At 40.1% G+C, this 12141-nt stretch carries 11 protein-coding genes; 9 read left to right on the top strand and 2 right to left on the bottom strand.

The features are described 5' to 3' along the window. Positions 1-63 precede the first annotated feature (63 nt). The 4 genes from fdhD to epmA all read left to right on the top strand — a co-directional run bounded on the left by fdhD (position 64) and on the right by epmA (position 3498). The gene (gene fdhD, locus B554_RS0105935) at positions 64-855 is read left to right on the top strand and encodes a formate dehydrogenase accessory sulfurtransferase FdhD (protein WP_019457322.1); all 792 of its coding nucleotides are present in this window, start codon (positions 64-66) and stop codon (positions 853-855) included. A 107-nt stretch (positions 856-962) separates the two neighbouring features. Then, the gene (locus B554_RS0105930; protein ID WP_019457321.1) at positions 963-1355 is read left to right on the top strand and encodes a YkvA family protein; all 393 of its coding nucleotides are present in this window, start codon (positions 963-965) and stop codon (positions 1353-1355) included. A 104-nt stretch (positions 1356-1459) separates the two neighbouring features. Then, entirely contained in the window at positions 1460-2527 is a 1068-nt protein-coding gene (locus tag B554_RS0105925) for a 4-phosphoerythronate dehydrogenase (protein ID WP_019457320.1), read from the top strand. Beyond that, the gene (gene epmA, locus B554_RS0105920; RefSeq protein WP_019457319.1) at positions 2524-3498 is read left to right on the top strand and encodes an EF-P lysine aminoacylase EpmA; all 975 of its coding nucleotides are present in this window, start codon (positions 2524-2526) and stop codon (positions 3496-3498) included. The genes B554_RS0105925 and epmA overlap by 4 nt, the downstream gene beginning before the upstream one ends. Before the next feature lie 57 nt (positions 3499-3555). On the opposite strand, the gene B554_RS0105915 is transcribed toward epmA, so the two are convergent. Together B554_RS0105915 and radA are read right to left on the bottom strand one after the other, a co-directional pair. After that, on the bottom strand, positions 3556-4536 hold the full coding sequence (locus B554_RS0105915; RefSeq protein ID WP_019457318.1) for a Tim44 domain-containing protein: 981 nt from the start codon (positions 4534-4536) through the stop codon (positions 3556-3558). Positions 4537-4618: 82 nt separating this feature from the next. Next, the gene (radA, locus tag B554_RS0105910; RefSeq protein ID WP_019457317.1) at positions 4619-6007 is read right to left on the bottom strand and encodes a DNA repair protein RadA; all 1389 of its coding nucleotides are present in this window, start codon (positions 6005-6007) and stop codon (positions 4619-4621) included. A 339-nt stretch (positions 6008-6346) separates the two neighbouring features. On the opposite strand from radA, the gene B554_RS0105905 reads away from it, so the two are divergent. The 5 genes from B554_RS0105905 to dapF all read left to right on the top strand — a co-directional run bounded on the left by B554_RS0105905 (position 6347) and on the right by dapF (position 12067). Further along, positions 6347-7870, top strand: a complete 1524-nt coding sequence (locus B554_RS0105905) for an alanine/glycine:cation symporter family protein (protein WP_019457316.1) — start codon at positions 6347-6349, stop codon at positions 7868-7870. 301 nt (positions 7871-8171) lie between these two features. After that, a complete protein-coding gene (locus B554_RS0105900) occupies positions 8172-9578 on the top strand; it encodes an amino acid permease (protein ID WP_031944927.1) in 1407 nt (468 codons plus the stop codon). Positions 9579-9718: 140 nt separating this feature from the next. Beyond that, positions 9719-9943, top strand: a complete 225-nt coding sequence (lptM, locus tag B554_RS0105895) for an LPS translocon maturation chaperone LptM (RefSeq protein WP_019457314.1) — start codon at positions 9719-9721, stop codon at positions 9941-9943. A gap of 22 nt (positions 9944-9965) precedes the next feature. Then, on the top strand, positions 9966-11216 hold the full coding sequence (gene lysA / locus B554_RS0105890; protein WP_019457313.1) for a diaminopimelate decarboxylase: 1251 nt from the start codon (positions 9966-9968) through the stop codon (positions 11214-11216). A 5-nt stretch (positions 11217-11221) separates the two neighbouring features. Next, positions 11222-12067, top strand: coding sequence for a diaminopimelate epimerase (dapF, locus tag B554_RS0105885; protein WP_019457312.1), 846 nt, complete (start codon positions 11222-11224; stop codon positions 12065-12067). The last annotated feature ends 74 nt before the right edge of the window (positions 12068-12141 follow it).

The raw sequence follows: 12141 nt of genomic DNA, 5'->3' as shown, positions 1-12141 counted from the left end.
TAAAATGTAACTCAAACAAATGGCGCTCTAAACAAGCGCCATTTTGAAATAAGGGAAATAACTTTGACACCACATGCTTATGGGGTTGAAACATTACCAGTACAGCGGTTTAACAAAACCGAATCTGAAAATGTTTTAGATCATATTGTGCAAGAGTACCCAATTGCTTTGGTATATAACGGTATTTCACATGCGGTGATGATGGCAACACCAACCGATGTCAAATTATTTGCCAAAGGTTTTAGTCTTTCAGAAGGTATTTTGACCAGTTTAAAAGAGCTATATGCGCTTGATGTACATCAAAGTGAATTGGGCATTACGGTGGAAATGACCATTTCATCGAGAGCATTTGCTGCTTTAAAACAACACCGCCGTATGATGGTAGGTCGTACAGGTTGTGGTTTATGTGGCATTGAAAGTTTGGAGCAGTTTCAGTTAGATGTTCCCAAAATTACAACGCATGCATCAAAAATATGGCTTGAGCAAATTCCGAATGCTATTTCCCATTTGAAAGCCCAGCAAGAAATTACCGCTTTAACAGGTGGGGCACATGCCGCAGCATGGGTAGTTGATGGTCAAATCATGGCTTTATTTGAAGATGTAGGACGCCATAATGCCTTAGACAAATTACTTGGTTATTTAGCCCAAGAAAACTACGACACCAGTTTAGGTTTTGTGGTCATGACCAGTCGGGCAAGTTATGAACTGATACGAAAATGTGCTCAATTGAATATCAGTTTGTTGGCTTCAATTTCAGCACCCACCAGTATGGCTATTCACTTAGCCAAACAATCTGGTCTGACATTGGCAAGTTTCTGTAGGGGAGATAGGTTTGTTTTATATACTGACATTTAAAATATATTTGTCTTAAAACAAAGCTCATCTGACATTTCTGTTGCTTTTAAGCTATGAGTAGATTTTATAGATTATGATAAAACTCTACAGGTTCAGAGACAGTCAAAATGTCTTGGTTACAATCATTAAAAGAATGGGCAAAACGTCTAAGAAAACAGATTATTATGCTTTGGTTTGCATCAAGACATCCTCAAATGCCGTGGTTACCTAAAGTTATTGCTGTAGTGGCTGTAGCTTATGCTTTTAGTCCCATCGACCTAATTCCAGATTTTATTCCTATTTTGGGCTTTGTAGATGATGCGATTATTTTGCCCATACTCATTTGGTTAGCACTTCGCTTTACGCCAGAACAAGTCATTTTTGATGCAGAACAGCAAGCGAATGAGTGGTTAGAGGAACATGAAAAAGCACCACGAAATTATTTAGTTGCTGTACTCATTATTCTAATTTGGATAACACTTGCGGTCATGGCCTATTTTTATTTAGGCGGTGGTTTGTAGATAAGCCAAACTTAGAAACCCTGTGTGAATTTAGCGCCCTGAACATTGTGCTTTGCTGCAACTCAAAGGATAATAACGTTTTTATAAGCTATGAGTTGCAGACAATGAAAATCGTCGCAGATGAAAACTTGGCATTTACCGATTACTTTTTTTCAGAATTTGGCGATATTCAACACCATGCAGGGCGCACCTTAATACACGCAGATGTAAAAGATGTTGAAGCTTTATTGGTTCGCTCAGTCACCGCAGTGAACGAAAGTTTAATTCAAAACACTGCTTTAAAATATGTGGGTAGTGCCACAATCGGAACCGATCATTTAGATATTCAAGCCCTTGAAAAGCATGATATTACATGGGCCAATGCAGCAGGTTGTAATGCACAAGCGGTTGCTGAATATGTGATTACTGCTTTACTGCATTTAGATGTGAACTTTTTAGAACAACAAGAAAAATTTACGCTAGGCATTGTTGGTCTTGGAAACGTGGGGAAACGTTTGGCCTATATGGCTCGGTTGCTTGGCTGGAACGTCATTGGTTTTGACCCCTATGTGCAGTTAGATTCAATTGAAAATGTAAGCTTTAAAACCCTATTGCAACAAGCCAATGCTATTTCAATTCATGTACCGCTCACCAAACACGGTGAGCATGCGACGTATCATTTGTTTGACGAAAATGCTTTTGCAGCGCTTCAACCTAACACAATTTTAATTAATAGCGCTCGTGGTCCAGTCGTGAAAGAAGCCGCTTTAATGCAAGACATTCAACGTACCCAGCGTAAAGTCGTGCTCGATGTATTTGAACATGAGCCAGTGATATCAGATGAGCTTTTAAATATGTTAGCGTTGGCAACACCGCATATTGCAGGTTATAGCCTCGAAGGTAAGGCTCGCGGTACACAAATGATTTATGAAGCGTTTTGCCAAAAATTTGGATATGACATCAATAAACGTTTTGAAACTCAGTTGCCTGCATGCGAAGACTATTTTTCAGGACATGATTTAAAAGCGGTTTTAAAGCAAAAATTAGCTCAAATTTATGATATTGCTCAAGATGATGCCAACATCCGTGCCTGCGTTAAAGACGGTAAAGTAGAGCAAAAAGCATTTGATTTATTACGTAAAAATTATCCGCTGCGCCGTGAATGGGCAGCACATGGGGGGACACAGGCATGAGTTTAAGTTATCAACCTACTTGTTCAATTGATGCTTTAAAGGCTCGTGCTAAGCTTTATAACCAAATTCGCCAGTTCTTTGCAGAACGTGATGTCATGGAAGTCGAAACGCCAATTGTTTCACAAGCAGGCGTTACCGATGTGCATTTGGCTTCAGTTCAGACTTTGCGTCATATTCATGGCAAGTTGCAGACTCAGTATTTACAAACCTCGCCAGAGTTTGCCATGAAGCGTTTATTGGCAAGTGGTAGCGGGCCGATTTATCAAATCTGTAAGGTGTTCCGAGATGATGAACACGGGCGTAAACACAATAGTGAATTTACCATGCTTGAATGGTACCGTCCGGGTTTAGACTTAAAAGCATTAATGCATGAAACAGCCGATTTATTACAAACTTGTTTGCAGCATCGCTTTGGTGAAGTGCGTCCATTTATTTTAAGTTATAAGCATGCTTTTCAGGACCGTTTAGACATTAACCCTTTGCAGGCCACTTTGAAACAACTCAAAGATACGGCAAATCGTGTTGGGTTAAATCTCGATTTGGGCGATGACCGCTTAGCTTATATGGATTTGTTGTTTTCTCATTTTGTTGAGCCAAGTTTAGGTTTTGATGCACCTGTATTTTTAACTGACTTTCCACCAGAAATGGCGTCTTTGGCGAAAGTGAAAGTAGATGAAGATGGGGAAGAGGTCGCAGCGCGTTTTGAGGTTTATATTGAAGGCTTAGAGCTTGCCAATGCTTACGATGAATTGCTCGATGCAGACGTGTTACGTTCACGCTTTGAAGCAGATAATGCAGAACGGGCTAAGCAAGGGCTTCATGTCATGCCCTTAGATGAGCACTTATTGGCTGCGTTACCTCACATGCCTGAATGTTCAGGAATTGCTTTAGGCATAGACCGTTTACTTATGGTTGCAACCGATCAACTTAAAATTGAAAAAGTCATCGCATTTCCAGCCGAAATTGCCTGAGGGCGAGCAAATAAAAAAGCCACATATTGTGGCTTTTTTATTTAGAGCTTAGTTAAATTAAGCTTGTTGAATACCTGCAACAACCCAGTCTTGCTGAGAGCCAACAGGTTTTACAAAGTGCCAGATTTCAGTAAATGGCTGTGGCAAGCTATTTAAATCTTCACTTACTGTACCTGTGAAGCGTACGCTCACAATGTATTGACCATTTTCAGTCGCACTGTCTACAACCATTGCATTTAAGTTACTAAACTCAGCAACGTCCTGATCTTGATTCTCCATGATGTCGTTATACATAGAGTTATAAAGCTCAGGTGTTAAGTAGCGACGAATTTCTTCAACGTTACTTGCACTGTTAATTGACTGAATGTGGTTAAAACGCTGACGAGCAACACGTAAGAAAGAAGCAGGCTCACTACCATCTGGTAACTGATTGCCGTTACTTGTTGTTGCACCACCAAACGGAGCGTGAGTTGCAGCTGTACCGCCAGCAACCGACTGACCAAAAATATTGGTGTTGTCGTTTGAGTTAGTTGGCGTAGCCGAACGTCCAAAAGTGTTTTGACCGTTGCTGTTTGGAGCATACGGATTATTTGCTGCTAATTTTTTTTTCCCGCCAAATTTGCGAAATACAAAAAAGGCAACAGCAGCAGCAAGTAATACCCATAACCAACCTGGGATACCACCTTTCTTCTCTTGTTGTTGAGCAGCTTGTTGCTGATTGTCTGGCTGGGTTACACGTTGTTCAGTTGATGTTGGTTTATCATCAGCTAAAGCATGTGCTGCAACAGCACCTACGGCAGCACCAGCTACACCAGCCGCAACCATTGAACCCACACCCGGACCAGATCTTTGAGGTGCTGTAGCAGGTTGTTGAACTGGAGCCACTTGACGAGGTTGTTGATATGACTGGCTTGAAGTGGTAGAGCGTGCCATGCCGTGGCTTTTACCACCACCTGCACGTTTTGCTTCAGCAACCGGAGAAATTGCCAAAGCAGCCATTAAAATACCCGTTATCAAGCCGCGCTGGTGTACTTCCATAGGAAATTCCTGTTTAAAATTAATTTGTAATTGTATTTATGCAGCCATTTACACTAAATTTCAACTATAAAAATATGTTTTTTTATGTCAATTCATCACTGAGTTGCATTGCTTCAGTGAGGGCTTCATGTAAGCGTGCCACAGCAATCACTTGAACGCCCGGAATCTCTTTTTGTGGGGCGTTTCCTCTTGGTAAAATGACGTATTTAAAGCCATGTTTTGCAGCTTCTTTCAAGCGCTCTTGTCCATTTGGTACTGGGCGAATTTCACCTGAAAGCCCAACTTCACCAAAAACTGCAAGTTGCTGTGGTAATGCTTTGGTACGTAAACTCGAAGCACAGGCAAGTAAAACAGCTAAGTCAGAACCTGTTTCAGTAATTTTTAAACCACCGACAATATTGACATAGACATCTTGTCCTGTAGTTTGCACACCGCCATGACGGTGCATTACAGCAAGCAACATGTTTAAGCGGTTTTGTTCAAGACCAAGTGCGACACGTCGTGGTTGTCCTTGCGCATCATCGACTAAAGCTTGAACTTCAACTAAAAGTGGGCGAGTACCTTCACGGCTAATCATGACAATTGAACCGGGAATGGCTTCATCGTAACGACTTAAGAAAATAGCAGAAGGGTTAGCCACTTCACGTAAGCCTTTATCGGTCATGCCAAATACGCCTAGTTCGTTAACTGCACCAAAACGGTTTTTAACAGCACGAATCATACGATAACGTGAGTCTGACTGACCTTCAAAGTAAAGTACACAGTCCACCATGTGTTCTAAAACACGTGGACCTGCAAGTGCACCTTCTTTGGTCACGTGACCAACAATAAAGAGTGCCGTGCCACTATTTTTTGCATAGCGGGTTAACAAAGCAGCAGATTCACGAATTTGTGAAACACCACCCGGAGCAGATTGGAGCGTTTCTGTGTAAAGCGTTTGAATTGAATCTAAAATTGCAACAACAGGTTTTTCTTGCTCTAAAACTTCACAAATGCGTTCTACACAGGTTTCAGCCATAACTTTTAACTGATCTGTCGGCAGGTCAAGGCGCTGAGCACGTAAAGCCACCTGAGACAACGATTCTTCACCCGTAATATAAAGTGCAGAGCTTTTTGCACTTGCCATGTAGGTTGCTGTTTGCAAAAGAATAGTCGATTTACCAATACCCGGGTCACCACCAATTAGTACCACTGAGCCTGTGACCAAACCACCACCAAGTACACGGTCAAACTCGCTAATACCTGTAGGTAAGCGGGTTTCATGAGAAACGGAAACTTTATTTAGTGTTGTGATATTGGCAACTTGGCCTGCGTAGCCCCCAATTTTAGGACGTGCGCGATGGGCTGTAGTCGGCTCGAGTTTGACTTCAGTCAGAGAATTCCATTCACCACACTCTGAACATTGACCAGCCCATTTAAGATGATCGGCACCACATTGCTCGCAACGGTAAACAGTTTTGACTTTACTCATAAAAAATTGAAATTTTGCTCGATATTATAGAAATATAGTTCTTTGGAAATTCTTCATATATTTTCCCTTAATTTTTCATAAAAGAGTATTAGGAAATTTGAAGGGATATTTTTAAGAACTAACAAAGGAAGGACACCAAAAATAACACGATATAAGATTTTTACAAGTCAGATAGGGTTTGTTTTAAATGCCTATACAAAATCTAAGCTATCCCCAAGGAATGTATTTTTACTCAAGTCTATATCACGGTTTATCATAGGTATGGCATGGATATTGCTCAATTGAAAATGAACAAAATAATATGAGTATTGTATTTTAAAAATACAAAGGTTGATATCTATGAGTGCAGCAGAAATTGTTGATTCGGTTAATAGTATTATATGGAGTAAGGCGCTGATTTACTTATGCTTAGGCGTCGGTTTATTCTTTTCTATTTTGACACGATTTGTTCAAGTCCGCCAAATTAAAGAAATGGCCAGACTATTAATAAAAGGAACTTCTTCAGAACAGGGAGTTTCATCATTTCAAGCTTTATCCGTATCTCTAGCCGGTCGTATTGGTGTAGGTAATATTGCGGGTGTTGCAGCAGCAATTGGTTTTGGTGGACCTGGTGCAGTTTTTTGGATGTGGATGGTTGCATTCTTTGGTGCTGGTACAGCTTATGTAGAGTCAACACTTGGTCAACTTTATAAAGTTGAGTATCAGGGACAATATCGTGGTGGCCCAGCATTTTATTTTGATAGAGGATTAGGTCAGCGTTGGTTGGGAATTGTATTTGCTATTGCTGCAATTGTTGCTTGTGGTTTGTTTTTACCGGGGATTCAAGCAAATGCAGTAGGAAAAGCTTTTACCCAGATTACTGGTGAAGGTGCAATTGTTTTTGGTGATGTAGGTGTTTATAAACTGGTTGCTTTAGTTGTCGTAATTGGTTTGCTTGCTATCCTCATTTTTGGTGGTATTAAACGAATTGCTCAATTTGCTGAACTGGTTGTACCTTTCATGGCAATTGGTTATTTCCTCATGGCTGTAATCATTGTTGTGGTTAACATTTCAGATCTTCCAAAAGTATTAAGTCTAATTTTCACTGATGCATTTACTCCAATGGCGGGTCTTGGTGCTGCAATTGGTTGGGGGGTAAAACGTGGTGTTTATGCCAATGAGGCAGGGCAAGGAACAGGTCCACACGCAGCAGCGGCAGCAGAAGTTCAACATCCAGCTCAACAAGGTTTAGTACAATCTTTTTCAATTCACTTTGACAGTATAATTGTTTGTTCTGCTACTGCATTTATGATTTTAATGACAAGCCAATATAATGTTCAGGGGGCTTTAGAAGCAGGTCAATTTCTTGTTCAAAATGTTCCCGCATCGACTGAAATTGGTTCACCAGCATTTACACAATTAGCAGTGAGCACTATTTTTGGTAATTTTGGTCAGATCTTTGTCGCTTTAGCCGTATTCTTTTTTGCCTTCACCACCATCGTAGCTTATTACTATATAGCAGAAACAAATCTTGCTTATTTGAGCTACATTACAAAATCACCATCATTATTGTTTATTGTGAAATGTTCAATCATTCTCGCTGTAGGCTATGGTTTGCTTAGTGCGACAGGTTATATCTGGGGTATTGGTGATATTGGTGTAGGTTTAATGGCATGGATTAATATTATTGGTATCGTAGTCACCTACTTTATTTATAAACCAACGATTAAAGCACTCAAGGATTACGAAGAACAACAAAAAGCTGGAGTAAAAGAATACACTTTTGATCCTATTAAATTAGGAATTAAAAATGCAACATTCTGGGAGGAACGCTTGAAGAAAAAACAAGAAATAGATACACAGTTGAAAAAAACAGGTAGTTAAATTTTAGAGATAACATAACTCACAAAAGGTGGTCATATTGACCACCTTTTTTTATATGAGATTGATCATTAAATGAGAAACTGCATGTTCCAAAGATGTGCGTTGTATTGCTTGGTTCTTGTGCGTATTATCAGATTTAATGGTATGTATCTTTAAATTATCAGCCATACAGACAAAATTGGTTAGCTGAAAAGTTGTCAAAAAATATACATTTAAAAGATACCTGCAAATGGTGCGATATCGTCTTTTTGATTTGGATTTAGCTAACGGACTAAAAAAATTACTGGAGTGTATTCATAAAATGTCGAATCAAAATCTGAGTGAGCCTCATGAACAAGGTGAACTCCATCGAAGCCTCTCTAATCGGCATTTACAGCTGATCGCGATTGGCGGTGCAATTGGTACTGGATTATTTATGGGATCAGGCAAAACAATTAGTCTTGCTGGTCCATCGATCTTATTCATTTATTTGATTATTGGCGTGATGGTGTTTTTTGTCATGCGCGCGCTTGGTGAATTACTTCTTTCAAATCTTGCCTATAAATCATTTATTGACTTCACCACTGATTTAATCGGTCCATGGGCGGGTTACTTTGTGGGATGGACATACTGGTTATGTTGGATCACGATTGGTATCGCTGACCTTTCTGCAATTATCTACTACTTACAATTCTTCAATAATGGTCTACCTTTCTCGCCTGTCGAAGGGGCAATGATTAGTGTTGCCGCGATTGTATTTATTATGGGCTTAAACCTACTGACAGTACGTTTATTTGGTGAATTAGAGTTCTGGTTTGCACTCATTAAGATTTTAGCAATTATCATTTTAATTGCTGTAGGTCTATGGATGATCTTTACTGGCTTTACGTCTAGTACGGGTGAGGTTGCTTCATTTACTCATTTGTGGGCGAATGGTGGGTTCTTCCCAACAGGTGTGCATGGCTTCTTGGCTGGTTTCCAGATTGCAATCTTTGCTTTCGTTGGTGTTGAACTTGTGGGAACAACGGCTGCGGAAACAAAAGATCCAGCACGTAACTTGCCAAAAGCAATTAACTCCATTCCAATTCGTATCATTATCTTCTACGTCTTGGCATTGCTTATTGTGATGTCTGTAACGCCGTGGAACAGAATTGATCCAGCGATCAGCCCGTTTGTAAACTTGTTTAGCCAAGCAGGTGTTGCAGCGGCAGCAATCTTGATGAACTTGGTGGTATTGTCATCGGTTATGTCATCAATGAATAGCGGTGTATTCTCAACAAGTCGTATGTTGTTTGGTTTATCTCGTGAAGATCAAGGACCGAAAGCTTTTGGTAAATTGAACAGACGTGCAGTACCTGCAAATGCATTGTATTTCTCTGCTGCGTGTTTATTGTTAGGTGCAGCATTACAGTATTTTGTACCTAATACAGTAGAAGCATTTACTCTAGCAACAACTCTTTCAACCATTTTGTTCATTTGCGTGTGGTTACTTATTATCTGGAGTTATATCCGTTACTACACGACACGCCCTGAACTGCATGCCAAATCAACATTTAAATTGCCGGGTGGTTTATTTACCTGTTGGATCACGATTATTTTCTTTGTTGGCATGATTTACGTGTTGTCTTTAGAGCCAGACACGTTTAAAGCGCTTAAAGTCAGCCCAATTTGGTTTGTTATCTTGATCATTGGTTATTTCTTCTTTTATAAACCGCGTCATAAAAAGTAATTAAATTTATTTGGTTATGACTAAACGCTGGCTGAAAAGCTGGCGTTTTTTATGCATATTGTTTTTCTCTTTAAGTTTACTCTTTAGCCGCTTGCATGATCACGGTATACTGCATCGAATTGTTTAAATCAGGTGCTCAGATGCTTCGTGTCATTTGCCTCATCAGTTTATTGAGCAGCAGTATTTTGCTTACAGCTTGTGGTCAGTCAGGAGCATTGCAGCTACCTTCTGATCCAAATTATGACAACCGTGCAAAATACTTGCTTTATCGTAATAAAGAATCAAAACCAGCTGTGCAAAAGGATGAAAAGTCTGATCAGCCAGTCGAGTCATCATCAGCCCAAAACCAAACTACATCACCTTAAGCTTTGAAATAAGGACACATTCATGAGTTTCACTCGCATTAATGGAGTATTGCATGCAGAGCAATGTTCTATGGAGCAGCTTGCGCAGCAATTTGGCACCCCTTTGTATGTTTATTCAAAAGCGGCTTTTGAAAAACATTACTTGGATATGGACCGTGCTTTTGACTTTATTGATCATCAAATCTGTTTTGCGGTGAAATCTAACTCAAATTTAGCGGTTCTTAGTGTCTTGGCAAAACTTGGTGCGGGTTTTGATATTGTATCTGGTGGTGAGCTGGCTCGCGTTTTAAAAGCGGGTGGAGATGCATCTAAAGTTGTTTTTTCAGGTTTAGGTAAAACCGAAGCAGATATTGAAACATCACTCAATGTAGGTATTGCTTGCTTTAACGTAGAGTCTTATGCCGAATTAGACCGCCTTCAAAAAGTGGCAGCTCATTTAGGCAAAAAAGCGCCGATTTCATTACGTGTAAATCCAGACGTTGATGCAAAAACGCATCCTTATATTTCAACTGGTTTAAAAGAAAATAAATTTGGTATTCCAAGTGATACAGTTTATGAAACTTATCAATACGCGGCTTCTTTACCTAATCTTGAAATTGTAGGTATTGATTGTCACATTGGTTCACAGCTCACTGAAACTAAACCGTTTGTTGATGCTTTAGACCGTGTCATGCTGATGATTGATGAGTTGAAAAAACTTGGTATCAATCTTAAACATATTGATATCGGTGGTGGTTTAGGTGTTTGCTATAAAGATGAAGCACCGCCAAGTGTTGAAGAATATGCAAACTCTATGAAACCAGCTTTAGAAAAGTTAGGTCTCAAGGTTTATATGGAGCCGGGTCGTAGCATTAGTGCAAATGCGGGTGTACTTTTAACCAAAGTTGATTTACTGAAGCCAACAAGTCATCGCAACTTTGCCATTATTGATGCAGCAATGAATGATTTGATTCGTCCTGCTTTATATGAAGCTTGGATGGATATTCAGCCTGTTGTGCCACGTACCGATACTGAAGAAAAAGTATGGGACCTGGTTGGTGCGATTTGTGAGACAGGTGACTTTATTGGTAAAGATCGCTCACTCGCATTACAAGAAAATGACTTGTTGGCTGTACTCGGTGCAGGGGCTTATGGTTTTGTCATGAGTTCAAATTACAACACGCGTGGCCGTGCAGCAGAAGTCATGGTATCAGGTGAAAAGAGCTATTTAATTCGTGAACGTGAAACGGTTGAGTCGCTTTGGGAAAAAGAACGTTTATTGCCTGAGGAGTAAATGAGATGTTGTTAGAATTTACCAAAATGCATGGCCTAGGCAATGACTTTATGGTGGTTGACCTGATTAGCCAAAGAGCTTACTTAGATACGGCAACCATTCAACGTTTGGCAGATCGACACTTTGGTGTTGGTTTTGACCAGCTTTTAATTGTTGAGCCACCAGATTTACCAGAAGCTGACTTTAAATATCGCATTTTCAATGCAGATGGTTCTGAGGTTGAACAGTGTGGTAATGGCGTACGTTGTTTCGCGCGTTTTGTACACGAGCGTCATTTAACCAATAAAACCAACATTACCGTACAAACCAAAGCAGGTATTGTAAAGCCAGAGCTTGGGCAAAATGGTTGGGTGCGCGTAAATATGGGCTACCCAAAGTTTCTACCAAATGAAATTCCATTCATTGCTGAGCAACCAGAAGCTTTATATACCCTTGAGTTAGCAAATGACCAAAACATTAGTATTGATGTGGTCAACATGGGTAACCCACACGCGGTCACTATTGTTCCAGACGTACTCACTGCTGATGTAGCAGGTATTGGCCCACAAGTTGAATCACATCAACGATTCCCTGAACGTGTGAATGCTGGTTTTATGCAAGTGATTGATGAAAAACATGTTCGCTTACGTGTATTTGAACGTGGTGTTGGTGAAACTTTAGCTTGTGGTACAGGAGCATGTGCTGCTGCGGTCAGTGGCATGCGCCGTGGTTTGCTTGCTAACTCAGTTGAAGTTGAACTTGCTGGCGGTAAGCTACAAATTGAATGGCAAGAAGGTGATGTAGTCTGGATGACTGGTCCAACAACTCATGTATATGATGGGCGTTTGGATTTACGTTATTTCCAAGGTTAATCGCATGGCCTAAATAGTAGCCTCTTTTCATCAGTTAAAGTGATAAAAGAGGCTTTCTTTTATATGTACAATAA

Origin of the sequence: Acinetobacter sp. GG2, from assembly GCF_000292385.1 — a bacterium.
Classification (GTDB): domain Bacteria; phylum Pseudomonadota; class Gammaproteobacteria; order Pseudomonadales; family Moraxellaceae; genus Acinetobacter; species Acinetobacter seifertii.
This window is presented reverse-complemented; position numbering and strand designations above follow the sequence as displayed.

Excerpts from the sequence above, each read along its gene's own strand:
- B554_RS0105930 (WP_019457321.1), top strand. The coding sequence starts at position 963 with ATGTCTTGGTTACAATCATTAAAAGAATGGGCAAAACGTCTAAGAAAA.
- B554_RS0105925 (WP_019457320.1), top strand. The coding sequence starts at position 1,460 with ATGAAAATCGTCGCAGATGAAAACTTGGCATTTACCGATTACTTTTTT.
- epmA (WP_019457319.1), top strand. The coding sequence starts at position 2,524 with ATGAGTTTAAGTTATCAACCTACTTGTTCAATTGATGCTTTAAAGGCT.
- B554_RS0105915 (WP_019457318.1), bottom strand. The coding sequence starts at position 4,536 with ATGGAAGTACACCAGCGCGGCTTGATAACGGGTATTTTAATGGCTGCT.
- radA (WP_019457317.1), bottom strand. The coding sequence starts at position 6,007 with ATGAGTAAAGTCAAAACTGTTTACCGTTGCGAGCAATGTGGTGCCGAT.
- B554_RS0105905 (WP_019457316.1), top strand. The coding sequence starts at position 6,347 with ATGAGTGCAGCAGAAATTGTTGATTCGGTTAATAGTATTATATGGAGT.
- B554_RS0105900 (WP_031944927.1), top strand. The coding sequence starts at position 8,172 with ATGTCGAATCAAAATCTGAGTGAGCCTCATGAACAAGGTGAACTCCAT.
- lptM (WP_019457314.1), top strand. The coding sequence starts at position 9,719 with ATGCTTCGTGTCATTTGCCTCATCAGTTTATTGAGCAGCAGTATTTTG.
- lysA (WP_019457313.1), top strand. The coding sequence starts at position 9,966 with ATGAGTTTCACTCGCATTAATGGAGTATTGCATGCAGAGCAATGTTCT.
- dapF (WP_019457312.1), top strand. The coding sequence starts at position 11,222 with ATGTTGTTAGAATTTACCAAAATGCATGGCCTAGGCAATGACTTTATG.